Below are 25,136 nucleotides of genomic sequence, written 5' to 3' on the forward strand. Positions count from 1 at the left end.
CTCAATGGGTTGAATGAGTTTTCAGTCTAGAGAGGTTCTTTCCATTGATAATCATGCTAATAGGCAACCTTTGGTTTTCAATTGGAAACAATCCAATGAGCGAAATGGATGACCTGGCGGCGTTTGCCGTGTTGATGGAGGCCGGCAGCTTCACCCTGGCGGCCCAGCAGTTGGGGTGCAGCAAGGGCCAGTTGTCCAAGCGCATCAGCCTGTTGGAGAGCCGGTTTTCGGTGGTGTTGCTGCAACGCACCACGCGGCGCTTGAGCCTTACGGCGGCAGGGGCGGCGTTGTTGCCCCAGGCCCAGGCGCTGTTGGTGCAGGTGGAACGGGCACGTCAGGCATTGGCGCGTTTGAAGGACGATATTTCTGGACCGGTGCGTATGACGGTTCCGGTTTCGTTGGGTGAAACGTTCTTCGAGGGCTTGCTGATGGAGTTCGCTCGTACGTATCCCCACGTACAGATCGAACTGGAGCTCAACAACGGTTACCGCGACCTGACCCGCGATGGTTTCGACCTGGCGATCCGCTCCGACGCCGCTATCGATGAGCGGCTGGTGGCCCGGCCATTGCTGGCGTGGCACGAAATGACCTGCGCCAGCCCGGCCTACCTTGAACACTATGGCGAACCCGAGACGCCCCAGGCCCTGGTCGAACATCGCTGCCTGCTCAACAGCCACTACAGCGGCCGGGAAGAATGGCTTTACCACCAGCAACACGAGCTGCTGCGGGTCCGAGTCTCGGGGCCGTTCGCCAGCAACCACTACAGCCTGTTGAAAAAAGCCGCCCTGGCCGGCGCCGGAATCGCCCGGCTGCCGTCGTATTTGCTGCATGAAGAGTTGGCCGATGGACGCCTGCACTGGCTGCTGCGCGACTACCAGACCCGGCGCATGCCGATGTACCTGGTGCACCCGTATCAGGGTGGATTGCCCAAGCGCACCCAGGTGCTCGCCGACTACTTGATCGACTGGTTCAAGCGCAGCGGCGAGGCGTTGGATCGGCTGCAGCGATAGCCCGGTCATCGGCCAGTCCCTGTGGGAGCGAGCTTGCTCGCGAAGGCGGTGGCACATCCGGCATTTGTACAAGCTGACCCGCCGCTATCGCGAGCAAGCTCGCTCCCACAGGGGATCTGTGTTCAGTCGTGGGCGTAACGCTTGGCAATCAGGTGGTCGATGGACAACACCCCCGGCCCACGGGCCATCAGGTAGAGCAAGACCGCCGCCCAGGTGCCATGGGTCGGGTAGGCGTCCGGGTAGACGAACAGCTGGATGGTCATTGTCATGCCCAGCAAGGCCAGCGCTGAAAAACGTGTCGCCAGGCCAAGCAGGATCAGCACCGGGAACACGTGCTCAGCAGCGGCCGCCAGGTACGCGGCCAGTTCCGGCGACAGCAGCGGCAGGGCGTATTCGCTTTTGAACAGGGGAATGGTCGAGTCCGCCAGCCGCGGCAGGCCGATCTGGAAAGTGCCGTCGAACAGGTCGATGGCCAGGCCTTCGATTTTGGTCTGGCCGGATTTCCAGAACACTGCGGCAATCGAGAAGCGCGCGATGAAGGCGATCAGGCTGTGGGGGATTTTTTCCAGCCATTGGATGGAACCGGCAATCAGGGCGTTCATGGGGATATCTCTTCAGCCAGGAGGTGGGTGATGGCCTGGTGGCGGATGAGCCCGGCCAGGGTGTGTTCAAGGTCGAGATCGATCGAGGCTTCAATGGCAGCGCTCAGGGACACCCCCTGTTGCAGGGCCGTGATGAACCCATGGGCCGCGTGACTGATCGCAAACACTTCCACGTCGAGACCGTGGCGCAGCACCAAGGCGTTTTGCGCAGCAAAGGCTTCGAACGGCACGGGCGTCTCGTGCTGATGGGCGGCCCAGATCGTCACCACGGCGAAGGGCGATTGCAGCAGCCGCAGTGACGGGTGAAGACCGATCTTCAGGTGCCTTGTCAGCGTGGGAGATGACAGCGCCTCGACGATGGGTTCTTGCGCCATGGGCTCGGCGTCGGCGGCATGCCAGGCTTGCACGTGCAGTCGCTCCAGGCGGGCGACGTCCGCCAGGTACGGCACACAGGCGGCGGGTTCGAATTGCTCGACGAACTCGGCAAAATCATCCCCGTAGTCGCTCATCACCGGGCTTCGCGGCGGTGCCGACTGGACGTAGACCCCGGCCATGCCTCGGAAAAACTCCTCGCCCACCAGTTGCACCACCACCGGGTAGTTGTCGGCCAAGGCGTTGATCAATGAGCTGAGCACGTTGTTGCGGTACACCGCGAAGCGGCTCTGCGGGTCGGCGCCATTGGCGCTGACCACGCCGGGTGGACATGCCTTGCGCGGGTCGAGCAGGGCGGCGGCGAATGCGTGCTGGCCGCTCATGGCCGGGCTCCGGCGGTGGCTAAAAGTTGATCGGCCTGGCGCGCCTCGGCCAGTAGCACCCCCCAGGGAGGGATGTGGTTGTCGCGCTCGATCAGCGTGGCTACCGGCCCGGTCCGCTCCAGTACCTGGAGATACAGTTGCCAGACGTCGTTGTCGATGGGCGCGCCGTGGTTGTCTATCAGCAGGCGTGCGCCGAGGCTGTCGGTGTCCTCGGCAAAGCCGGCCAGGTGAATTTCACCGGTCGCTTGCAGGGGCAGGGCGTCGAGGTAGGCCAGTGGATCGCGGCAGTGGTTGACGCACGAAACGTAGACGTTGTTCACATCCAGCAGCAGGCCGCAGCCGGTGCGCCGGATCACTTCGCTGATGAAGAGGGGCTCGTCGAGGGTCGAGGCCTCGAACGCCAGGTAGGTGGCCGGGTTTTCCAGCAACAGCGTACGTTTGAGGCTGGACTGTACCTGGTCGACGTGTTCGCAGACCCGGTCGAGGGTCGCTTCGTCGTAGGCCAGGGGGAGCAGGTCATTGAGGAACACCGGGCCGTGGCTGGACCAGGCCAGGTGTTCGGAAAAGGATTGGGGCTGATAGCGTTCGACCAATGCGGCCAGGCGCTGCAAATGCGCGACATCCAGCGGCCCCTCCCCACCGATCGACAGGCCGACGCCGTGTAGCGACAGCGGATACTGTTCGCGTATCCGCCCCAGGAAGTGATGAAGCGGCCCGCCGGCGACCATGTAGTTTTCCGCGTGCACTTCGAAAAAGCCCAGATCCGGTCGGGTCTGGAGCGCCTCACGAAAATGCTCGCTCTTGAGCCCCAACCCTGCCCTTGGCGGCAGCCGGTTATCAGTGGCGAGGGAGGGGGGATTCAACATGGTGGCGGGCCTCAGGCAGATGCGATCAGGACTTGGCTTTGAACGCTTCGAGCTGGCCGAAACCAGTCGGGGAGGTTTTGCTTTCCATGGTGGTGCAAGTGCCTTTGGGTACCGATTTCCAGGCGTTGCCCTGATAGTCCATTTTTGCCGTACCGGCGCAGGTGGTGCCGGCACCGGCGGCGCAGTCGTTCTTGCCTTTGAGGGCAATGCCGAAGCATTTCTCCATGGTGTCGTCGGCTGCGTGGACGGTCGAGACGGCTGTCATGCTCAGGGCAGAACCCAGGGCCAGGATCAGGGCTGTGGCGGACAGGGTGCGGGTCGAAGCAGTCATGATGATTCTCCAGTCATTCAGGGAAATGAACCGGCGTTAGCGCCGGTCTGCTGAACTAGAGAAGGGGGATAGGGAAGTGTTACAGCGGGTCCTCGATTTTTTTTGCTTACCTCAAAAAAAAACGGCCCGAAGGCCGTTTTTTTAATGCTGCAGACTCAACCGCCCAGGTACGCCTCGCGCACTTTCGGGTCGGTCAGCAGGGCTTCACCGGTGCCTTGCATCACCACGCGACCGTTCTCCAGCACGTACGCCCGGTCGGCGATTTTCAGCGCCTGGTTGGCGTTCTGCTCCACCAGGAACACCGTCACGCCGTCCTTGCGCAGTTGTTCGATGATGTCGAAGATCTGCTGGATGATGATCGGTGCCAGGCCCAGGGAAGGCTCGTCGAGCAGCAGCAGCTTGGGCTTGCTCATCAGCGCACGGCCGATGGCGAGCATTTGCTGTTCGCCGCCGGACATGGTGCCGCCGCGCTGGGTAAAGCGTTCTTTCAGGCGTGGGAAAAGGTGCAGGACCTTGTCCATTTGTTCCTGAAAGTCGCCCTTGTCGGTGAAGAATCCGCCCATGGCGAGGTTCTCTTCCACGGTCAGTCGGGCAAATACCCGACGGCCTTCCGGCACCACCGCGATGCTCTTGCGCATGATGTGCGACGAGTCCTGGCCCACCAACTCCTCACCCATGTAGCGGATGCTGCCGCTGTGGGCCTGGGGCGAACCGCAGAGCGTCATCAGCAGGGTGGATTTGCCGGCGCCGTTGGCACCGATCAGCGTGACGATTTCGCCCTGGCGGACCTCGACGTTGACGCTGTGCAGGGCCTGGATCTTGCCGTAGAAGGTGGAAACGTTTTCGAATTGCAGCATTTACGCTTCCCCCAGGTAGGCTTTGATCACTTCAGGATTGTCGCGGATCTGTTCCGGCGAGCCGTCGGCCAGGGGGGTGCCCTGGTTGATCACGACGATGTGGTCGGAAATGCTCATGACCAGCTTCATGTCGTGCTCGATCAGCAGCACGGTGACGTTGTGCTCCTCGCGCAGCACGCCGATCAGGGCTTTCAGGTCTTCGGTTTCCTTGGGGTTCAGGCCGGCAGCCGGCTCGTCGAGCATGAGGATCCGCGGACGGGTCATCATGCAGCGGGCGATTTCCAGACGCCGTTGCTGACCGTAGGCCAGGGTCCCGGCGGTACGGTTGGCGAACTCCTTGAGGTTGACCTTCTCCAGCCAGTACTCGGCGTACTCCATGGCCTCGCGTTCGCTTTTGCGGAACGCCGGGGTCTTGAACAGACCGGCAAAGAAGTTGGTGTTCAGGTGACGATGCTGGGCGATCAGCAGGTTTTCGACCGCCGTCATGTCCTTGAACAGCCGCACGTTCTGGAAGGTGCGCACCACACCCTTGCGGGCGATCTGGTGGCCGGGCAGGCCCTGGATCGGCTCGCCGTCCAGCACGATGGTGCCGCCAGTGGGCTGGTAGAAGCCGGTCAGGCAGTTGAACACGGTGGTCTTGCCCGCGCCGTTAGGTCCGATCAGCGCAACGACCTGTTTTTCTTTCACGGTCAGGGCCACACCATTGACCGCCAGCAGACCGCCGAAGCGCATGCTCAAGTTTTCGACTTTCAGGATCTCGCGGCTCATTTGCGCAGCTCCATGTGAGGGCGTTGCATCGGCAGCAGACCTTGAGGACGCCAGATCATCATCAGCACCATCAAGGCGCCGAACATCAACATGCGGTATTCGCTGAATTCACGCATCATTTCGGGCAGCAGGATCATCACGATGGCCGCCAGGATCACGCCCAACTGCGAGCCCATCCCGCCCAGTACCACGATGGCGAGGATGATCGCCGACTCGATGAAGGTGAAGGATTCCGGTGTCACCAGGCCTTGGCGAGCGGCAAAGAAACTGCCGGCAAAACCGGCGAACGCAGCACCGAGGGTGAAGGCCGACAGCTTGATGATCGTCGGGTTGAGACCCAGCGCACGGCAGGCGATTTCGTCTTCACGCAATGCCTCCCAGGCGCGGCCGATCGGCATGCGCAGCAGGCGGTTGATGACGAACAGCGCGGCCAGGGCCAGCAACAGCGCAACCAGGTAGAGGAAGATCACCTTGTTGATCGAGTTGTATTCCAGGCCGAAGTACTCGTGGAAGGTCTGCAGGCCTTCGGCGGCTTTACGTTCGAAGGTCAGGCCGAAGAACGTCGGTTTCTCGATGTTGCTGATGCCGTTCGGGCCACCGGTGATGTCGGTCAGGTTGCGCAGGAACAGACGGATGATCTCGCCAAAACCCAGGGTCACGATGGCCAGGTAGTCACCGCGCAAGCGCAGGACCGGGAAGCCCAGCAGGAAACCGAAGGTGGCGGCCATCATCCCGGCGATCGGCAGGCAGATCCAGAAGCTCAGGCCGAAGTAGTGGGACAGCAGCGCATAGCTGTAGGCGCCGACGGCGTAGAAGCCGACGTAACCCAGGTCCAGCAGGCCGGCCAGGCCTACGACGATGTTCAGGCCCAGGCCGAGCATCACGTAGATCAGGATCAGCGTGGCGATGTCCACCGCGCCGCGAGAGCCGAAGAACGGCCACACCAGGGCCACGACGATCAGGCCTAGCACGATCCAGCGCTGGGTCGATGGCAGGGTCAGGAAGTTGCTGGCCTTGGCCGGGATCACCGGCAGGCCGGGCGAGGACTTCCACATGGCGCTGATCTGCGTGCTGAACAGCACTCGCACGAACATCAGCAGCGAACACACGGCGATGGTCGCCAGGATGGCCGGGCTGGTGCCATGCACTTCCAGGTTGATGCCGACGATGGTCAGTTTAAGACCCAGTACCGGGTAGGCCACGGCCCAGACCAGCAGGGCGCTGAAGAGCGCCGATTTGAGATGCCTAGTCATACTTTTTCAACCTCCGGGCGGCCCAGGATGCCGGTCGGCCGGAACAACAGAACCAGAACCAACAAGCCGAATGCCACGACGTCCTTGTACTGGTCGCCGAAGATGTCGGCGCCAAAGGCTTCCGCCACGCCCAGCACCAGCCCGCCGAGCATCGCGCCGGGAATGCTGCCGATACCGCCCAGTACCGCGGCGGTGAAGGCTTTCAGGCCGACGAGGAAGCCGGCGTTGGGGTTGATCACGCCGTATTGCATGCTCAACAGCACCGCGGCGATGGCCGCCAGGGCCGCACCGATGACGAAGGTCAGGGCGATGATGTTGTTGGTGTTGATGCCCAGCAGGTTGGCCATCTTGATGTCCTCTGCACAGGCGCGGCAGGCGCGGCCCAGGCGGGAACGGGAGATGAACAGCGTCAGGCCGAGCATGGCGACCAGGGTCACCACGAACACCACGATTTGCATGTAGGAAATCAGCACTTCATGTGCCCCGCCTGGTCCGATGGCAAAGTTGCCCGGAATCAGGTTGGGTATGGATTTGTCCTTGGAGTCTTGCGAAAGCAGTACCGTGTTCTGCAGGAAAATCGACATGCCGATGGCGGAAATCAGCGGGATCAGACGGTTGCTGCCGCGCAGGGGGCGGTAGGCTATCCGTTCGATGCTGTAGCCATAGGAACTGGTGACGACGATGCTCGCGATGAAAGCCGCGGTCATCAACAGCGGGACACTGTCGAGTCCCATCATGGCCAGCCCGGCGATGGCGATGAACGCCACGTAGGAGCCGATCATGTACACCTCGCCGTGGGCGAAGTTGATCATTCCAATGATGCCGTAAACCATCGTATAGCCGATGGCGATCAGGGCATAGGTGCTGCCAACGGTCAGGCCGTTAACCAGCTGCTGGAAGAAGTGATAGATGTCAGGCATTACAGCGCTCCTAAAAACCTGATACGCATTTCACTGGTGGAGTCATTTTCCCGCCCGAGTCCCGTGGATCTGCATCCACTTCGAACACGAGGTTTGCCAGCGAACCGCTGATGACGGTTTTGAGATTTTCAGGTGGGGAGACTGGCGGATCACGCCAGCGCGGCCCAATACATTTAAAACAAAGCCCACGGCACGCCGTGGGCTTTATTGGCAGTCAGTCAGGCCAGGCCTTACTGAGGCGAAGCTTCGGTTTTAGGTTTGCCGAAATGCCACTCGTAGACCACGAACTTGAAGTCTTTCAGGTCGCCTTTCTCGTCGAAGCTCAGGTCACCGGTTGGCGTCTTGAAGGTGCCGGCGTGGATGGCTTCAGCCACTTTGCCTGCGTCTTCGCTCTTGGCAGCCTTGATAGCGTCGGCGATCACGGTCACTGCGGAGTAGGACGGGAACACGAACGGACCGCTCGGGTCTTCTTTCTTGGCCTTGAAGGCGTCAGCCAGGGCGATGTTGGCAGGGTCCTGGTCGAAAGATTTCGGCAGGGTTACCAGCAAGCCTTCGGAAGATTCCTTGGCGATCTGCGAGATGGAGTCGTTACCCACGCCTTCCGGACCCATGAACTTGGCCTTCAGGCCTTTTTCCTGGGATTGACGCAGGATCAGGCCCAGCTCTGGGTGGTAGCCGCCGTAGTAGACGAAGTCGACGTTGGCTTGCTTGAGCTTGGCGATCATCGAGGAGAAGTCTTTGTCGCCGGCGTTCACGCCTTCGAAGACGGCAACCTTGACGCCTTTGTCTTCGAGGGTTTTCTTCACGGCGCTGGCGATGCCTTCACCGTACTGCTGCTTGTCGTGCAGGACCGCAACGATCTTCGGCTTGACGTGGTCGGCGATGTAGTTGCCGGCCGCAGGGCCTTGGGCGCTGTCCAGGCCGATGGTGCGGAAGATCATCTTGTAGCCGCGAGCGGTGATGTCCGGGCTGGTAGCGGCCGGGGTGATCATGATCACGCCTTCGTCTTCGTAGATGTCCGAAGCGGGCTGGGTGGAGCTGGAGCACAGGTGGCCGACCACGAACTTGATGCCGTCGTTGACGACTTTGTTCGCGACCGCGACCGCTTGTTTTGGATCACAGGCGTCATCGTATTCAACGGCGACGAGTTGCTTGCCGTCGACGCCGCCCTTGGCGTTGATCTGTTCGATGGCCATTTTCGCGCCGCTGAACTGCATGTCGCCGTATTGGGCTACAGGGCCGGTCTTCGGGCCGGCGATGCCGATCTTGATGGTGTCGGCGGCAAACGAATGGCTGGCAACCCCGGCCAGAACCATAGCGGCAAACAGTTTGGAAATCTGCTTAGTAGCCTTAGTCATAGTGCTCCACTCATGCTGTTGTAGTTTTTATAGTCCTGGCGCCGTAGCAGCAGAACCGGGTCAGATATCTTGGATACCCTCGCGGAAAATGCCCCCGGCAACTGTACCGGTACAGTGTAGAGCGCCGATTGTTGGCAAGGGAAGCTGGCGCTTGGGGGCAAAACCTGGGGGTGTCGCTTAATTGAAAGAAAAAGACAGAATAGCGGCGGGGTTTGTCCGGTCAAATCGGCAATCCTTGGCTTTCCTGGGATTTTCAATCGGTACTGCAATTGCTACCGGGTTTTTCTGCCAGACCACCGACGTTATCATTCGCGCCGATTTCTTTTCCGGACAGGTCCCATGAATCAAGAACCTAGCACCCTCTATGCCAAGCTGCTTGGTGAAACCGCATCCATTACCTGGAAAGAGCTGGAGCCGTTCTTTGCCAAGGGTGCCCTATTGTGGGTCGATCCGGCACTGGATTTGATCGCCGCCGCCGAGGCTGTTGCCCAGGACGAAGGTACCAAAGTCGCCGCCTGGCTGGCCGCCGAGCAGCTCGCCAAGCTGTCTGAAACGCGGGCGCTGGATTTTCTGGAACGCGATCCGCAGCTTTGGGCGGTGGTGGTTTCGCCCTGGATTATGATCCAGGAAAGGGCGTCGAACTGATCGATGCACCAAGTTGGTTCGTGTTTTTTGTCCGCTGAAAGTGTGTAGGTGAGTAGCGTGATGGCGTCCTGCCGTGGCGAAACGCCACAGGGGAGGGTGACGTATACGTAACGGGAACAGTTTATGGAGCAGCCTTGGGGCTGCTCAATTGTTTCTGGATGTTGTCTCGGTGGTGTATTCAAGGCCGCCTTCGCGAGCAAGCCCGCTCCCACAGTGGACCGCGTTTCTTCAGAAAGAATGCGGTCCACTGTGGGAGCGGGCTTGCTCGCGAAAGGGGCAACGCGGTGCTGCGCCAGCCTCAGTAACTCTTGCCAGTATGGTTATTCAGCGAAATAACCTTGGTCTTGCCAATGCGGTGACGGTAGATCTCACGCAGGTACTTGATGGATTTCTTCACGCAGTCGCGGGACAGGCGGATGTCGTTGATCGAGACGAACTTGTCCTTGTCGTTGATCAGCTCGCGATACTTCTTCTCGTACATCGGCTTGATCGCGTACCAGTTGGTGTCGAGGATCTTCGCCGGGTTTTCGAATTCGTTGAGCAGGTCGTCGATCCGTTCTTCGTCGAAGTCTTCATTGATGATGAAGTCCAGGATCGAGTTGTCCAGGGTGTCGTCGAAGCGGTACGGGGTGCGGGCGAAGCAGCGTTTGATGAAGGCCACGATCAGGGTCAGGAAATCATCCGACAGGCACGGGCTCTTGGCGATCAGGGTGGTCAGCGACAAGTTGGCCGACGCGCCGATCACCAACGCGTAGCGCTTGAGGGTGGTGTTGGGGAACAGGCTGTTGAGGTGGGTCTTGAGCCGGTTCAGGTCCATGTAGGACAGCTTGTAGTCCTTGGGCAAGGAAACGATGGACACCACCGACGAGCAGTTCTTGAAGAAGTGCAGGTCATGCAGGGCGGCTGCGTCGTAGCCGGAATTCTTGTACTGCTCAAGCGATGCCCGGTAGCGCTTGGATTCGATCGGCAACAGGCTGATGCCTTCGATGGCCTGGGTGACCTTGTTGAAGTGCGGCAGGTCGATGGAGCGGAAGAACAGGTCGTCGATGTTCAGGCGTGGCGGCTCTTTCTCGAACACCTTGAACTTGTCGCCGCTCGGCGCCGGGGTTTCCGGGACGACGGACTCGGCGTAGGCAATTGCCACCGGGCCGGCCAGGCTCATGAACAGGTCGTTGGCGTCCAGGCGAATGGTTTCGCCAATGTCGATGCCGGCACGGCGGAAGTAGTTCTGGTCGTAGTCGGTGGTGACCGCCTGGGCCGTCAGGATGTTGAAGATCTGCTGGGAGATGTACTGGTTGGCGTGTTTCTCCATGGCATTGACATCAATGTTCTGGATGTTGCCGTCATCGCTTTCTTCGGCGTAGCGCATGATGTCGTTGGAGATCAGCATCATCGCGTTCCAGGGGCGGATACGCCCCATGACGCTGGCTTCGCTGCTGTCTTCGTTGGCGAAGTTGTACGAGAAATCCCATTCTTCCGACAGGTACTTGCACAGCAGGCGTCCGGCGTTGATGTGCAACGCCTCGGACATTTCGCTGCGGTGGTCGGAAATGTTCGGCAGCACACAGATGCCGCTGGTGAAAATCGGTTCGAAGACGAAGGAATGACCGCTCTTGCTGTCGTGTTCGTCCATCGGCTTGGTGTCGAACGTCTTGTTCATGTACGAGTATTGCTGGGCCAGGCCGAACTCCGAGGCCATGCCTGAACCGGTACCGCCGCCGGCGCTGAAGATCGAGAAGTACAGGCGCGACTGGTTGGCCTTGATGCCGCAGCTGTCGATCAGGTACGAGTGGATCATTTTCCAGTCGGGGCTGGAGAAGCGCTGGGTGTCCTTGTTCAGGATGATCTTGGCCAGGTACTGGCCCAGGATCGGCGCGTTACCGGCGCCACCGGCATGGACTTCCGAGAGGTCCATGATCTTCATTTTGCTGTAGTCGCGCAAAAAGCCGCTCTTCTCGCCCTTGCGCGAGAAACGGATACGCCCGGCGATGTCCTTGTCCAGGTCGCCGAGCATCACCAGCGGTTCCACCAGGAACACCGGTTTGCTGGCCTTGCTGGTGCCCAGGCGCAGGTTGTTGCGGATCCACTGCGCGGGGCTGTAGCCCTTGTCGCTGTAGGCCTTGTCTTCGGCGTTGAATTCGTTGAGGTAGAACTTGCGGGCGTTGTACACCAGCTCCGCGACGTCCAGGGCGATGTTGGAGCCGCAGCGCCCCAGGCCGATCAGGCACACCGACGGGAACTCCTGCTGGGCGCGGTCGCTCTCGTCCTCTACCAGATGGGGTGGTCGCGGGAACACCGCGTCGCGCAGGCCATCGAGGTTGTCGAGGATCCGGTCGGTGTTGGTTTCGGTGAAATACAGATACTGCTGAGTCGAGAGGGGACGCGAGCTGCTCGATGGTTTCGAGACTTCAGGGCCGTTGGCGGCCGGGCTCAGGGTCAGATCGGATACCGCAGTGGCTGTTTTTTTGGAAGTCATTGTGCGCCATATGCCTGAACTGGTTGGTTCGACGAGCGCTGTCATCGAACCATCGCGGATGGGAGCTCGCGTCCGTGGATGGCGCGAAGGTCGGCCCGAGCGTCCAGGGCTATAGCCTGAGCGCCGCTCGAGAGATTCTTTCCTGATAGGTTGAATCGGCCACCGGAAGATGATCTTTAATCAGGAATGGGCGAAATGATGGCAATTGTTACAGGAAATTGACCGTTATCAAGAAACGCGCCGCTCGCCATGGGTGGGTATCAGCCTTGCGAATGATTGGAGACAGCCTGCGCGCCGCTGTCTAGATTGCAGATTCCGCTAATGCTCCATAACAATAAAAGAGACGGACCCATGCAGAACTCGACCCAAGCGGCGAATGCCTGGCGCATTCTGTTCCTGCTGTTCCTGGCCAACCTGTTCAACTTCTTCGACCGCACCATCCCGGCGATCATCATCGAGCCGATCCGCATGGAGTGGAGCCTCAGCGACTTCCAGATCGGCATCATCGGCACCGCCTTCACCATCGTCTACGCCATTGCCGGGTTGCCATTGGGACGCATGGCCGATACCGGTTCGCGCAGCAAGTTGATGGGCTGGGGCCTGGCGACCTGGAGCGCGCTGACGGCGGTCAACGGCCTGGTGGGCAGTTTCTGGGCGTTCCTGGTGGTGCGCATGGGCGTGGGGATCGGCGAGGCGAGTTATGCGCCGGCGGCCAACTCACTGATCGGCGATCTGTTCCCGGCCCATCGCCGGGCGCGGGCCATGGGCATCTTCATGTTGGGCCTGCCGATTGGCTTGCTGCTGGCGTTCTTCACCATCGGGGCGATGGTCAAGGCGTTCGACAGCTGGCGCGCGCCGTTCTTTATCGCGGCAGTGCCAGGCCTGGTACTGGCGGTGTTCATGTTCTTCATCAAGGAGCCCAAGCGCGGCGCGGCGGAAGCCGTGCAGGTGTCCCAGGAAAAGATCGACCGGCCGATCCGTCGAGTGTTGGCGATTCCCACTTTCCTGTGGCTGGTGCTGGCCGGGTTGTGCTTCAACTTCGCCACTTATGCCTGCAACTCCTTCCTGGTGCCGATGCTGCAGCGTTATTTCCTGATGCCGCTGCACGAGGCGGCCGTGGCGACCGGGATCATGGTGGGTGTGACGGGGTTGTTCGGACTCACCCTTGGCGGCTGGGTCGCGGACAAGATCCACCAGCGCGTGCCCAACGGCCGCCTGCTGTTCGCAGCGTTCAGCCTGGCGATCTCGACGGTCACCACGGCCTGGGCCCTGCATGCCGGGCGCATTGAGATCGGCGTGTTCGTGGCGGTGTTCAGCGTCGGCTGGCTGTTTGCCTATAACTTTTACACCTGCGTCTACACCGCGATCCAGGATGTGGTGGAGCCGCGCCTGCGCGCCACGGCGATGGCGTTGTACTTTGCCGGGCTGTACTTGCTCGGAGGCGGCCTGGGGCCGGTGGTGGTGGGCGCTTTGTCCGACTACTTCGCCCGCACGGCCATGGCCGCGGCCGGGGTCGACCAGATGACCGAAGCGTTCAAGGCCATCGGCCTGCATGACGCCATGTACCTGATCCCGGTGGCGTTGTTCCTGACCATGGTGTTCCTGTTTTTGGCGTCACGTTGTTTTGTGCGCGATGCCAAACGGATGAAGGACGGGATGAGCGCGGTGGTGGTGCCCGAAGGTGTCGTGGCGACGGCCTAAAGAGATTTTGTGGCAATGATGCTTTTGTGGCGAGGGAGCTTGCTCCCGCTGGGCCGGGCTGGCGCTCCAGCGCGAAGCGGCCCCAAAAATGTTGCGGTCGCTGCGCAACCGAGCGGGAGCAAGCTCCCTCGCCACAAAGGCCGTGTGTTACAGGTTATCCAGCCTTTTCATCTCGCCCACGCAACAGGCGATTGGGCATCGCCAGCGCCGCGGCCAACCCCAACAGCGACACTGCCGCGCTGATCACCAGCAAATGCCGGAACGTCGCCTGCAATTCCTGGCGCAAGGCGTTCTGCGCCTCGCCTGGGGCGGCGTTCAGGCCGTCCAGCAAGACGTTGCCGGAATGCCCTTCGCCGATCAGCGACGTGCTGGCAAGCTGGGCGAAGCTTGAGTCCTGCAGCAAGGCCAGCAGCAACGCCGACATCAGTGCCACGCCCACCGCGCCGCCAAGGGAGCGGAACAGGTTGGTGGTGCTGGTGGCGACGCCGATGTCCTGTTGGTGTACGGCGTTCTGCGCACCCACCAGCGAAGTGGGAAACTGCATGCCGGAGGCGATGCCGCTGAGCAGCATGAACAGGCTGCTCAGCCAGAGCGCGGCGGGCGGGGTGAAGGCCATGCCGAGGATGGTGAACGGGAAGAGCAGGGCGCCGCTCAGGATCATCGGCTTGTAGCGCCCCGTGACCGAGGTCCGGCGGCCGGCGAAATACGCGCCGATCGGCAGCCCTATCGCCAGCGGCAACAAGTGCAACGCCGCACTGTCGGCGCCCGCGCCGGTCACGCTCTGGAAGCGCAACGGCACCAGCACCGTCAGGGAAATCGCCTGGAAGCTGGTGAAGAACACCGTGCACCAACACAGCACCGCATCGCGGTTGGCGAACAGGTGCATCGGCAACAACGGCTCCCGGGCCCGGCGCTCGTGCCAGGCGAACACCCCCAACGCTGCTCCTGCGCAACCCAGCAACCCCAGCACTTCACGGCTGTGCCAGGCATGACCCTGGCCGACCTGGGTAATCCCCAGCAGCAGCGCCGTCAGGCCAATGATCAGCAACACGGTGCCCAGGTAATCGATGATCGGCGTGCGTTGCGGCACCGGCAGCCCGACCAGGCTGCGTCGGGCCACCCACCAGGCCACCAGGCCCAGCGGCAGGTTGATCCAGAACACCCAGCGCCACGACAGGTACTCGGTCATGTAGCCGCCGAGCACCGGCCCGGCGACGCTGGCCACCGCGTACATACTGCTGAAATAACCCTGGTAGCGACCGCGTTCGCGGGGTGGAATGATGTCGCCGATGATCGCCTGGCTCACCGAAATCATCCCGCCGGCGCCGATGCCCTGGAAAATCCGCGCCAGCACCAGTTGCTCCATGTTTTGGGCCAGGCCACAGAACAGCGAGGCCAGGGTGAACAGGCCCATGCCGAACAGCATCAGCGGCCGGCGACCGTAGAGGTCACCGAGCTTGCCGTAGATCGGCACCGCCACGGTCATGGCGACCATATAGCCGGAAATCACCCAGGCCAGCAGGCTGACGTCGGCAAACTGTGCGGAGATGGCCGGCATCGAGACGGCGACGATGGTCTGGTCCAGCGCACCCAGGAAAATCGCCAGCATCAGCGCCACCAGCACGCTGCGGATAGCCGGCTTCGGGGCTTGGAGGGTATTGAGCTGAGTCACGACAGAACCTGCGGGCATCACGCCACGACGGCGAATGGAACGAAGCCCGCAGTTTAAGTCGATAGGCGACTATTCGATAGCCTCGTAAGGAAGTCCGACGTAATTTTCCGCGATGGTCTTGCGACCGGCCTCGGAGTCGACGAAATATTCCAGCTCGGCTTCGCTGATGCGCTGGTTGAAGGCATCGTCGTCGAAGCGATGCAGCATCGAGGTCATCCACCAGGAGAACCGTTCAGCTTTCCAGACGCGCCGCAGGCAGATGGCCGAATACTTCTCCAGCAGATCCACACGGCCGTCGCGATAGACCTTGAGCAGGATGTTGAACAGCGTGCTGACATCGCTGGCCGCCAGGTTCAGCCCCTTGGCGCCGGTGGGCGGAACGATGTGGGCCGCGTCGCCCACCAGGAACATCCGCCCATACTGCATCGGCTCGACCACGAAGCTGCGCAGCGGGGCGATGCTTTTCTCGATGGACGGGCCGGTCACCAGGGCTTCGGCCAGGTCGGCGGGCAGGCGGTTTTTCAGTTCATCCCAGAAGCGCTCGTCCGGCCAGTCGGCCACTTGTTCCTCGGCGGGCACTTGCAGGTAATAACGGGTGCGGGTCTTGGAGCGCATGCTGCACAAGGCAAAACCGCGTGCGTGGCGAGCGTAGACCAGTTCTTCGTGGACCGGCGGGGTGTCGGCCAGCACGCCGAGCCAGCCAAACGGGTAGACACGTTCGAAGACCTTGAGCTTTTCCGCAGGAATTGACTGTCGCGCCACGCCGTGGAAACCGTCGCAACCGGCAATGTAGTCGCAGTCCAGGCGCCAGGTTTCCCCTTCATGCTCGAAGGTCACGAAAGGGTTTTCAGTTTGCATGTCGTGGGGTTGAGCATTGCTGGCCAGGTACAGGGTCCGGGCGCCGGCGGCTTCGCGGGCGGCCATCAAGTCACGGGTCACCTCGGTCTGGCCGTAGACCATGACGTTTTTACCGCCGGTCAGGCCCTTGAGGTCGATGTGCACCCGCCGATCGTTGAGCACCAGTTCAAAACCGTCATGGGGCAGGCCTTCGGCGTCCATGCGCTGGCCGACGCCAGCCTGGCGCAGCAGTTCGACCATGCCCTGCTCCAGCACACCGGCGCGGATGCGGCTCAGGACGTATTCCGGGGTCTGGCGTTCGAGGATGACAGTGTCGATCCCGGCGTTGTGCAGCAACTGGCCGAGCAACAGGCCAGAGGGGCCGGCACCGATAATAGCGACTTGGGTCTTGAGGGTTTTCATTGTTCTTATGACTCGCACGAAGCACGCGACCAGGGTCGGTGTTGATTATTAGAAATCGAGTGCCTACATTTTTCGCTTGCGGACCTGTCAATTGAAGGGGAAAACTGAGCCGATACCTGTTCTTTTCGCCAATTGGTGCGATTATCGCCCGCAACCCCAGGCCCGGATCCACGTTATGAAAAAACCTGACCTGCCTTCGATCCCGGTGTTCAAGCTCTACGGTGAGAGCCAGGAATGGCCGACGCCGGACCTGTTGCACTGCGAGACCATCTCCAAGCGCAGCCGCGAGCATCAATGGGAAATCAAACCCCATCGGCATGCCGATCTGTGCCAGTTGTTGTTTGTCTTCAAGGGCCAGGCGGAACTGGAAATCGAGGGTCGGCGCACGCACCTCACCGAACCGGCCGTGCAGATCCTGCCGCCGCTGTCGGTCCATGGCTTTCGTTTTTCCGAGGACGTGGAAGGTTACGTGGTGACCCTGGCCGCGCCGCTGGTCACGCACCTGCAAGCGCAACTGGGGCACTCGGTCAACGTCCTGGCCCAGGCCGAAAGCTACCCCGCCCTTGAAAATGCCGAGTACCTCAATAGCCTGTTCAGCGCCTTGCAGAATGAGTACGTGGGGCATCAACCGGCGCGGGAAATGCTGATGCATGCGCTGGTCAGCGTGATCATGGTCTGGGTCAGCCGCCAGGTGATGCAGCGCCACACCCAGGCCCAGCGCCCGCAACGGGCCCGGGAATACCTCAACGGGTTCATTCAGTTGGTGGAAGAAACCTATCGCGAGCACGTCAAGGTCGAAGACCTGGCCCATCGCCTGGGTATTTCCGTGTCGCACCTCAACGGCACCTGCCGGGAACTGGCGGGGCAACCGGCGTTGCAGATCATGCATGAGCGTCAGTTGCTGGAAGCCAAGCGCCTGCTGACCTACACCGGCATGACCATCTACGAGATTTCCGAAATGCTCGGGTTTTCCGACCCGACCAACTTCACCCGGCTGTTCCGCCGGCGCGTCGGGATCTCGCCCAAGGCGTTCCGCGACCGGCTCAAGACCGATCAACAGGACGACTGACCACGCCTCAGCGCAGGGCGTTCAGGGTCGCGCTGTGGGGGATGCACCGTTCGAAGTTGCAACTGGCGTATTCACGGGGCAGTTGCCGGGCCTGCTCGACCCGATAGGCCGCAGTGCCATACAGCGCTAGCGTGGCGGCGCAGGTGACAAAAATGGCGAGGCGTCTTCTTGTTTTAATGTTCATGGCGGTGACCTCTGAACGAATACCCGGGGGTACTACTTTCAGCATAGGTCAGCTATGGCGAGTTGCCAGCCAGGCAGGCTTTGTGTGTAACCCGATATTCAGAACACTGATAACCCCCTGTTGGGGGAGCAGACCTGTGGGAGCAAGGCTTGCTCCCACAGATCAGTTCCACAGGGGATTGGGGTGGTCTTTTAACCGGTTTATTCCAGGTGTTCTGGCTTCATCGGGTCGCCTGGCTTGACGTCCAGTTGCTTGCGCACGTCTTCGAACATTTCGTCGTAGTACTTGTGCATCGAGCCGATGCTGGCGGTCTTGGGCAAGCCGTATTTCTGGGCGATGCGCGTGGCATGGCGGGCGAAGTCGAAGGCCTGGTCCTTGGCCAGGAAGAACGTCTCGTCCAGGGGCTTGTCCTCGATGGTGCCATGCACCCGGAACGACATGCCCGTGCCCTCCTTGCCGTCCTGATCGACCTTGTAGTCGATGCACAGGTTGTAGCTGAAATCGTCCTTGTTCAGCGCATGGCGCTCCATGTGCAGGTGTCCGGGTTCGAACATGGCCATAAGCAACTCTCCTTCGAAGGCATGGGGAGTAGGGCAGACCCTGGATCCGCCCCGCAAGTTTCCTGTTATCGATAAGTGATGCCGGGTGTCGCCGTGCTGATGCGGGTGCCGGCCTTGCCCTGGACGATCGCGTCGATGTCCGAGAGTGAACCGATCACGGCGACCTTGCCAGTGTTGCGCGCGAATTCGCAGGCCGCCTGGACCTTCGGCCCCATGGAACCGGCGGCGAAGCCGAGCTTTTCCATGTCGTCGGGGTGGGCCTGGGCAATGGCTTTCTGGGTCGGCTTGCCGAAATCGATGAACGCGGCGTTGACGTCGGTGGCGATCACCAGCAGATCGCTTTCCAGCTGTTCGGCCAGCAGCGCCGAGCACAGGTCCTTGTCGATCACCGCTTCCACGCCTTGCAGCTTGCCGTCGGCGTCGTACATCGTTGGAATGCCGCCGCCGCCGGCACAGATCACGATGCTGCCTTTTTCCAGCAGCCATTTGATCGGGCGGATTTCAAAGATGCGCTTGGGCCTGGGGCTTGCGACCACGCGACGGAATTTGTCGCCGTCGGGGGCGATGGACCAGCCCTTCTCCGCCGCGAGCTTTTCCGCCTCGCTCTTGCTGTAGACCGGGCCGATGGGCTTGCTGGGCTTCTGGAAGGCCGGGTCGTTGCCATCCACTTCCACCTGGGTCAGGAGCGTGGCGAAGGGGACTTCGAAGTCCAGCAGATTGCCCAGTTCCTGTTCGATGATGTAGCCGATCATGCCTTCGGTTTCGGCGCCGAGCACATCCAGCGGATACGGCGTGACCGAGGTGTAGGCCGCCGCCTGCAACGACAGCAGGCCGACCTGCGGGCCGTTGCCGTGGGCGATGACCAGCTCGTTGCCAGGGTGGATTTTCGCGATCTGTTCGGTCGCGGTGCGGATGTTGATGCGTTGATTGTCTGCGGTCATGGGTTCACCCCGACGCAGGAGGGCGTTACCGCCCAGGGCAACGACGATACGCATGGTGCTGTCCTTTCAAAAATGGAACTAACAATGCAGTCCTCTGTGGGAGCGAGCTTGCTCGCGATGGCGGTGCCACAACCAACATCAATGCCAACTGATACTCCGCTATCGCGAGCAAGCTCGCTCCCACAGTGAAGAGCACTTCAACATGGGATCGGGCCGGTGTTTAGATATCCGCCAACGCCGACACCAGGATCGCCTTGATGGTGTGCATGCGGTTTTCCGCTTGCTCGAAGGCGATGTTGGCCGGGGATTCGAAGACCTCTTCGGTCACTTCCACACCATTGGCCAGGTTCGGATAACGGGCGGCGATGTCCTTGCCGACCTTGGTTTCGCTGTTATGGAACGCCGGCAGGCAGTGCATGAACTTCACCCGCGGGTTGCCCGAAGCCTTCATCATCTGCGCGTTGACCTGGTACGGCAGCAATTGCTCGATGCGCTCATCCCAGGCTTCCACCGGCTCGCCCATGGACACCCAGATGTCGGTGTGGATGAAGTCCACGCCCTTGACGGCTTCCTTCGGGTCTTCGGTGATGGTGAGGCGCGCGCCACTTTCGGCGGCGAAGGCCTGGCACTGGTCGATGAAGTCCTGATGCGGCCACAAGGCTTTCGGCGCGCCGATGCGCACGTCCATGCCCAGTTTGGCGCCGATCATCAGCAGCGAATTGCCCATGTTGTAGCGCGCGTCGCCCAGGTAGGCGTAGCTGATGTCATGCAGCGGCTTGTCGCTGTGTTCGCGCATGGTCAGAGTGTCGGCGATCATTTGGGTGGGGTGGAATTCGGCGGTCAGGCCGTTGAACACCGGCACTCCGGCGAACTTGGCCAGTTCCTCGACGATCTCCTGTTCGAAGCCACGGTACTCGATGGCGTCGAACATCCGCCCCAGCACTCGGGCGGTGTCTTTCATGCTTTCCTTGTGACCGATCTGTGACGACACCGGGTCGATGTAGGTGACGTGGGCGCCCTGGTCATGGGCCGCGACTTCGAAGGCGCAGCGGGTGCGGGTCGAGGTTTTCTCGAAGATCAGCGCGATGTTTTTGCCTTGCAGGTGTGGACGCTCGGTGCCGGTGTATTTGGCACGCTTGAGGTCTCGGGACAGGTCCAGCAAATAGTGCAGCTCGCGAGGGGTGTGGTGCATCAAACTCAGCAGGCTGCGGTTGCGCATGTTGAACGCCATGATGTGGATCTCCTCAGGTGTAGGTTATCCCCGGGGCCGGTCTCTGCCGTGGGATGCAGAGCAGTGCCGGCCCAGGCTCAAAGGTTAGTAATCGATCGGGTCGCGGATGATCGGGCAGGTCATGCAGTGACCACCGCCCCGGCCTCGGCCCAGCTCACTGGCGCTGATGGTGATGACTTCCACACCGGCCTTGCGCAGCAGGGTGTTGGTGTAGGTGTTGCGGTCGTAGCCGATCACCACGCCCGGTTCCACGGCCACCACGTTGTTGCCGTCGTCCCATTGCTCGCGCTCGGCGGCGAAGCTGTTGCCGCCGGTTTCGACCACCCGCAGGGCCGGCAGCTTGAGGGCCGCGGCCACGGTGTCGAGGAAGCTGCTGTCCTCGCGGCGCACGTCGATGCCGCCGGGCTTGCTTTCGTCAGGGCGCAGGGAGAAGGCGACGATCTGGCTCACCACTTCCGGGAAAATCGTGACCAGGTCGCGGTCGCAGAAGCTGAACACGGTGTCCAGGTGCATGGCGGCGCGGGATTTCGGCAAGCCGGCGACGATCACCCGCTCCACGGCTTTGTTCTTGAACAGGTTCAGCGCCAGTTGGCCGATGGCCTGGCGGGACGAACGTTCGCCCATGCCGATCAGTACCACGCCGTTGCCAATGGGCATCACGTCGCCGCCTTCGAGGGTGGCGTTGCCGTGATCCTGGTCCGGGTCGCCGTACCAGATCTGGAAGTCAGCCTGGGTGAACTCAGGGTGGAATTTGTAGATGGCGCTGGCCAGCAGGGTTTCCTGGCGGCGCGCCGGCCAATACATCGGGTTCAGGGTCACGCCGCCGTAGATCCAGCAAGTGGTGTCGCGGGTGAACTGGGTGTTGGGCAGCGGCGGCAGGATGAAACTGGAATGCCCGAGGAAGTCGCGGAACATCTGGATGGTCTTGCCACCGAAGCTGTCCGGCAGGTCATCGGCCGAGACGCCGCCGATCAGGAATTCGGCGATATGGCGCGGCTCCAGGCTGCGCAGCCACGAACCGACTTCATTCACCAGGCCCAGGCCCACCGAGTTGGCGGTGATCTTGCGTTGCAGGATCCAGTCCAGGGCTTCGGGGATGGCGACGATGTCGGTCAGCAGGTTGTGCATTTCCAGTACGTCGATGTCACGCTCGCGCATCTTGGTGACGAAATCGAAATGATCGCGCTTGGCTTGGTTGACCCAGATCACATCGTCGAACAGCAGCTCGTCGCAGTTGTTCGGGGTCAGCCGCTGGTGGGCCAGGCCTGGGGAACACACCATGACTTTACGTAGTTTGCCGGCTTCGGAATGAACGCCGTATTTCACTTTTTCCGTGGTCATTACAAATCCTCCCGTTAGAACAATCAGCCAACTACAAGGTCAGGAAGCCGTCGTAGAGCCCGTAGGCCGCCACCAGGGCGCCTGCGATCACTGCGGCGAAAATCAGCTTCTCGACAGAGGTGAAAATCGGTTTGCCCAGCTCGCGCTTGGCCTTGGCGAACAGGATCGCGCCGGGGGCATAGAGCAGGGCGGAGAGCAGCAGGTACTTGATCCCGCCGGCATACAGCAGCCACACCGCATAGATCAGGGCGATGGCGCCGATGGCCAGGTCCTTGCGCCGCTCGGCCGCGAAGCCTTCGTAGGTCTCGCCGCGCACCGCCAGCAACACGGCGTAGGCCGCCGACCACAGGTACGGCACCAGGATCATCGAGGTGGCGAGATAGATCAGTGACAGGTAAGTGCTGGCCGAAAACAGGGTGATGACCAAAAACACCTGGACCATCGCGTTGGTCAGCCACAGGGCGTTGGCCGGTACGTGGTTGGCGTTCTCCCGGCGCAGGAACTCGGGCATGGTGTGGTCTTTGGCGGCGGCGAACATGATTTCGGCGCACAGCAGCACCCAGGACAGCAGGGCGCCGAGCAGCGAGATGATCAGGCCGACGCTGATCAGCACCGCGCCCCAGTGACCGACGACATGCTCCAGTACGGCGGCCATGGAGGGGTTCTGCAACTTCGCCAGTTCCGGCTGGGTCATGATGCCCAGGGACAGCACGTTCACCAGCACCAGGAACAGCAATACGGTGATGAAGCCGATGACGGTGGCCTTGCCCACGTCGGTGCGTTTCTCGGCGCGGGCGGAAAAAATACTCGCGCCCTCGATGCCGATGAACACCCACACGGTGACCAGCATCATCTTGCGCACCTGGTTCATCACGCTGCCCAGGTCCGGATTCATCGTGCCCCAGATGTCCCGGGTGAAGATCTCGAGCTTGAAGGCGAACACCGCGATCAACACGAACAGCACCAGCGGCACGACCTTGGCGACGGTGGTCACCAGGTTGATGAACGCGGCTTCCTTGATACCGCGCAGCACCAGCCAATGCACCGCCCACAACAACACCGAGGCGCCAATCACCGCAGCGACGGTGTTGCCTTCACCAAAAATCGGGAAAAAGTAGCCCAAGGTGCTGAACAACAATACGAAGTAGCCGACGTTGCCCAGCCAGGCGCTGATCCAGTAACCCCAGGCGGATGAGAAACCCATGTAGTCGCCGAACCCGGCCTTGGCGTAGGCATACACCCCGCCATCCAGATCGGGTTTGCGGTTGGCCAGGGTCTGGAACACAAAGGCCAGGGTCAGCATGCCGACGGCGGTAATCGCCCAGCCGATCAGCACGGCACCGACATCGGCACTGGCCGCCATGTTTTGTGGCAAGGAAAAGATTCCCCCGCCGATCATTGAGCCGACCACCAGTGCAACCAGCGCACCCAATCGAAGTTTTCCGGGCGTATCAGACATTTGCGAGACTCCAGTGCAGGAGAAGAGAGTCAACAGACTAAGTCGATTTGAAAGTTGAATATCTGATCTGGATCAGTGCATGACAACATTCCATTGTTAATGAAGGAGTTAACACCGTCCGTTGGCGTCTTTAAGTTGCTCGAAAGGCCCGTTTCAGGGCCTTTGGCAAAGGGTTTGTGAAGGTTTTCTTGCCGCAGGATTATTCAAGCTAGTTGATTTTCGTTGAGTCGCAACTATTTTGTAGGCTGCATTCATGACAAAAAAATAACGGGCGTCATGGTCTTTTTAATTACGCTCTTGGAGAATGGCCGAGTCATAAGGCTTTGGACTTTCTATGGGTGACGTTATTCAAAAACGTTATGTCGCTTTATTTACTTAATTTAATAGTGAGAAAAAATGCCGCAGCCGATTGAAAAGTTGCCACTGGGCGCGCTGATCGCCCTGGTGGTGGGGTCGATGATCGGCGGCGGGATTTTTTCCCTGCCGCAAAACCTGGCGGCTCGGGCCGATGTCGGTGCGGTGCTGATCGGCTGGACCATCACCGCCGTCGGCATGCTGACCCTGGCCTTCGTGTTCCAGACCCTGGCCAATCGCAAGCCGGAGTTGGACTCGGGCGTGTACGCCTATGCCAAGGCCGGGTTTGGTGACTACATGGGCTTCTCGTCTGCCTGGGGCTACTGGATCAGCGCCTGGATGGGCAATGTCGGCTATTTCGTGCTGCTGTTCAGTACCTTGGGCTACTTCTTCCCGGTGTTCGGCCAAGGCAACACGCCGGTGGCCATCGGATGTGCGTCGTTGTTGCTGTGGGCGGTGCATTTCCTGGTGTTGCGCGGGATCAAGGAGGCGGCGTTCATCAACCTGGTGACCACCGTGGCCAAGGTTGTGCCGCTGTTGATGTTCGTCGTCATGGCCGCCGTGGCCTTCAAGGCCGAGATTTTCACCCGCGATATCTGGGGCGCGATGAACCCGGACCTGGGCAGTGTGATGGACCAGGTGCGGCACATGATGCTGGTGACGGTGTTCGTGTTCATCGGCATCGAAGGCGCCAGCGTCTATTCGGCACGGGCAGAAAGACGTGCGGACGTAGGGCGTGCGACGGTGATCGGCTTCCTCGGGGTATTGGCGCTGCTGGTGCTGGTGAATGTGTTGTCCCTTGGGGTCATGAGCCAGCCGGAACTGGCGCAGTTGCAGAACCCGTCCTTGGCTGGCGTCCTGGAGCACATTGTCGGGCCCTGGGGCGCGTTGCTGATCAGCCTGGGGCTGGCGGTTTCACTGTTGGGAGCCCTGCTGTCCTGGGCGCTGTTGTGCGCTGAAATCCTCTACGCCACCGCCCGGGACAAGACCATGCCGGCGTTCCTGACCAAGGAGAATGCCAACCATGCGCCGGTCAACGCGCTGTGGCTGACCAATGGCATGATCCAGCTGTTTTTGCTGATCACTCTGTTTTCCGCAGGCACCTACACCAGCCTGATCTACCTCGCCTCGTCGATGATCCTGGTGCCATACCTGTGGTCGGCGGCCTATGCGGTGCTGCTTTGCGCCCGCGGGGAAACCTACGAACAGGGCTCGGCCCGGCGCATGAAAGACCTGTGCATCGGTGGCGTCGCACTGTGCTACGCGGTGTGGCTGCTGTATGCCGGAGGCGTGAAATACCTGCTGTTGTCGGCGCTGTTGTATGCCCCCGGGGTGATCCTGTTTGCCCAGGCCAAGCGGGAACAGGGACAGCCCTTGTTCACCCATGTGGAAAAGGGGATTTTTGCTTGCGTGATGTCAGGGGCGGGCGTGGCGGCGTATGGGTTGTACAGTGGGTTTTTGGCGTTGTGAGGCGAAGGTCACCTTTTTGGGGGAGTGAAGGGGGGCTGTGGGAGCAAGCCTTG

23 protein-coding genes are annotated in these 25,136 nt (G+C 61.0%); 5 read left to right on the forward strand and 18 right to left on the reverse strand.

Features of this window, described 5'->3' with window-relative positions:
* Positions 1–95 precede the first annotated feature (95 nt).
* Positions 96–1,010 (forward strand): LysR family transcriptional regulator, encoded by a 915-nt coding sequence (locus HU749_RS07455; protein WP_046065437.1) that lies wholly within the window; start codon positions 96–98, stop codon positions 1,008–1,010.
* Positions 1,011–1,132: 122 nt separating this feature from the next.
* Here the strand turns inward: HU749_RS07455 and HU749_RS07460 are convergent, their stop codons facing one another.
* The 9 genes from HU749_RS07460 to HU749_RS07500 all read right to left on the reverse strand — a co-directional run bounded on the left by HU749_RS07460 (position 1,133) and on the right by HU749_RS07500 (position 8,720).
* Positions 1,133–1,612 carry a DoxX family protein gene (locus HU749_RS07460; RefSeq protein WP_046065436.1) on the reverse strand — a complete coding sequence of 160 codons (480 nt, stop codon included), beginning with the start codon at positions 1,610–1,612 and terminating at the stop codon, positions 1,133–1,135.
* Complete coding sequence (locus HU749_RS07465; RefSeq protein ID WP_186651932.1) at positions 1,609–2,367, reverse strand: HvfC/BufC N-terminal domain-containing protein; 759 nt, start codon at positions 2,365–2,367, stop codon at positions 1,609–1,611. Before HU749_RS07465 ends, HU749_RS07460 begins: the two co-directional genes overlap by 4 nt.
* Positions 2,364–3,233, reverse strand: a complete 870-nt coding sequence (bufB, locus tag HU749_RS07470) for an MNIO family bufferin maturase (RefSeq protein WP_095963396.1) — start codon at positions 3,231–3,233, stop codon at positions 2,364–2,366. Before bufB ends, HU749_RS07465 begins: the two co-directional genes overlap by 4 nt.
* 25 nt (positions 3,234–3,258) lie before the next feature.
* Complete coding sequence (locus tag HU749_RS07475; protein ID WP_046065433.1) at positions 3,259–3,564, reverse strand: BufA1 family periplasmic bufferin-type metallophore; 306 nt, start codon at positions 3,562–3,564, stop codon at positions 3,259–3,261.
* Between the two features lie 155 nt (positions 3,565–3,719).
* On the reverse strand, positions 3,720–4,421 hold the full coding sequence (locus HU749_RS07480) for an ABC transporter ATP-binding protein (protein ID WP_014336889.1): 702 nt from the start codon (positions 4,419–4,421) through the stop codon (positions 3,720–3,722).
* Positions 4,422–5,189, reverse strand: coding sequence for a high-affinity branched-chain amino acid ABC transporter ATP-binding protein LivG (gene livG / locus HU749_RS07485; RefSeq protein ID WP_046065432.1), 768 nt, complete (start codon positions 5,187–5,189; stop codon positions 4,422–4,424). It lies immediately after the preceding gene.
* Positions 5,186–6,442, reverse strand: a complete 1,257-nt coding sequence (locus HU749_RS07490) for a high-affinity branched-chain amino acid ABC transporter permease LivM (protein ID WP_095974561.1) — start codon at positions 6,440–6,442, stop codon at positions 5,186–5,188. The genes livG and HU749_RS07490 overlap by 4 nt, the downstream gene beginning before the upstream one ends.
* Entirely contained in the window at positions 6,439–7,362 is a 924-nt protein-coding gene (gene livH / locus HU749_RS07495) for a high-affinity branched-chain amino acid ABC transporter permease LivH (RefSeq protein WP_014336891.1), read from the reverse strand. The genes HU749_RS07490 and livH overlap by 4 nt, the downstream gene beginning before the upstream one ends.
* A gap of 230 nt (positions 7,363–7,592) precedes the next feature.
* A complete protein-coding gene (locus tag HU749_RS07500) occupies positions 7,593–8,720 on the reverse strand; it encodes a branched-chain amino acid ABC transporter substrate-binding protein (RefSeq protein ID WP_095974560.1) in 1,128 nt (375 codons plus the stop codon).
* Positions 8,721–9,059: 339 nt separating this feature from the next.
* Here HU749_RS07500 and HU749_RS07505 point away from each other — a divergent pair, with 339 nt between their 5' ends.
* The gene (locus HU749_RS07505) at positions 9,060–9,365 is read left to right on the forward strand and encodes a DUF2288 domain-containing protein (RefSeq protein ID WP_046065429.1); all 306 of its coding nucleotides are present in this window, start codon (positions 9,060–9,062) and stop codon (positions 9,363–9,365) included.
* 298 nt (positions 9,366–9,663) lie between these two features.
* On the opposite strand, the gene HU749_RS07510 is transcribed toward HU749_RS07505, so the two are convergent.
* The gene (locus tag HU749_RS07510) at positions 9,664–11,841 is read right to left on the reverse strand and encodes a hypothetical protein (RefSeq protein WP_046065428.1); all 2,178 of its coding nucleotides are present in this window, start codon (positions 11,839–11,841) and stop codon (positions 9,664–9,666) included.
* A 351-nt stretch (positions 11,842–12,192) separates the two neighbouring features.
* Here HU749_RS07510 and HU749_RS07515 point away from each other — a divergent pair, with 351 nt between their 5' ends.
* Complete coding sequence (locus HU749_RS07515) at positions 12,193–13,542, forward strand: spinster family MFS transporter (RefSeq protein ID WP_079303683.1); 1,350 nt, start codon at positions 12,193–12,195, stop codon at positions 13,540–13,542.
* Between the two features lie 154 nt (positions 13,543–13,696).
* Here the strand turns inward: HU749_RS07515 and HU749_RS07520 are convergent, their stop codons facing one another.
* Both HU749_RS07520 and pobA read right to left on the reverse strand, forming a co-directional pair.
* A complete protein-coding gene (locus HU749_RS07520) occupies positions 13,697–15,214 on the reverse strand; it encodes an MDR family MFS transporter (RefSeq protein WP_079303685.1) in 1,518 nt (505 codons plus the stop codon).
* A 69-nt stretch (positions 15,215–15,283) separates the two neighbouring features.
* On the reverse strand, positions 15,284–16,474 hold the full coding sequence (pobA, locus tag HU749_RS07525; RefSeq protein WP_053186039.1) for a 4-hydroxybenzoate 3-monooxygenase: 1,191 nt from the start codon (positions 16,472–16,474) through the stop codon (positions 15,284–15,286).
* A 175-nt stretch (positions 16,475–16,649) separates the two neighbouring features.
* On the opposite strand from pobA, the gene HU749_RS07530 reads away from it, so the two are divergent.
* Entirely contained in the window at positions 16,650–17,543 is an 894-nt protein-coding gene (locus tag HU749_RS07530; RefSeq protein WP_014336898.1) for a helix-turn-helix domain-containing protein, read from the forward strand.
* A gap of 7 nt (positions 17,544–17,550) precedes the next feature.
* Here HU749_RS07530 and HU749_RS07535 read toward each other — a convergent pair whose 3' ends face one another.
* From HU749_RS07535 to arcD (HU749_RS07560), 6 genes are all read right to left on the reverse strand, one after another.
* Positions 17,551–17,727 (reverse strand): hypothetical protein, encoded by a 177-nt coding sequence (locus HU749_RS07535; RefSeq protein ID WP_162843733.1) that lies wholly within the window; start codon positions 17,725–17,727, stop codon positions 17,551–17,553.
* A gap of 200 nt (positions 17,728–17,927) precedes the next feature.
* The gene (locus HU749_RS07540) at positions 17,928–18,287 is read right to left on the reverse strand and encodes a DUF5064 family protein (protein WP_095974558.1); all 360 of its coding nucleotides are present in this window, start codon (positions 18,285–18,287) and stop codon (positions 17,928–17,930) included.
* 65 nt (positions 18,288–18,352) lie between these two features.
* Positions 18,353–19,282 (reverse strand): carbamate kinase, encoded by a 930-nt coding sequence (gene arcC, locus HU749_RS07545; protein WP_095974557.1) that lies wholly within the window; start codon positions 19,280–19,282, stop codon positions 18,353–18,355.
* A gap of 166 nt (positions 19,283–19,448) precedes the next feature.
* Complete coding sequence (locus HU749_RS07550) at positions 19,449–20,459, reverse strand: ornithine carbamoyltransferase (RefSeq protein WP_046065424.1); 1,011 nt, start codon at positions 20,457–20,459, stop codon at positions 19,449–19,451.
* An 84-nt stretch (positions 20,460–20,543) separates the two neighbouring features.
* Positions 20,544–21,800, reverse strand: a complete 1,257-nt coding sequence (arcA, locus tag HU749_RS07555) for an arginine deiminase (protein ID WP_014336902.1) — start codon at positions 21,798–21,800, stop codon at positions 20,544–20,546.
* Positions 21,801–21,831: 31 nt separating this feature from the next.
* Positions 21,832–23,259 (reverse strand): arginine-ornithine antiporter, encoded by a 1,428-nt coding sequence (arcD, locus tag HU749_RS07560; RefSeq protein ID WP_046065422.1) that lies wholly within the window; start codon positions 23,257–23,259, stop codon positions 21,832–21,834.
* 396 nt (positions 23,260–23,655) lie between these two features.
* On the opposite strand from arcD (HU749_RS07560), the gene arcD (HU749_RS07565) reads away from it, so the two are divergent.
* On the forward strand, positions 23,656–25,083 hold the full coding sequence (gene arcD, locus HU749_RS07565; protein ID WP_079303689.1) for an arginine-ornithine antiporter: 1,428 nt from the start codon (positions 23,656–23,658) through the stop codon (positions 25,081–25,083).
* Positions 25,084–25,136 lie beyond the last annotated feature (53 nt).

The organism is Pseudomonas ogarae (assembly GCF_014268695.2).
In the GTDB taxonomy this organism is placed as follows: Bacteria; Pseudomonadota; Gammaproteobacteria; order Pseudomonadales; family Pseudomonadaceae; genus Aquipseudomonas; species Aquipseudomonas kilonensis.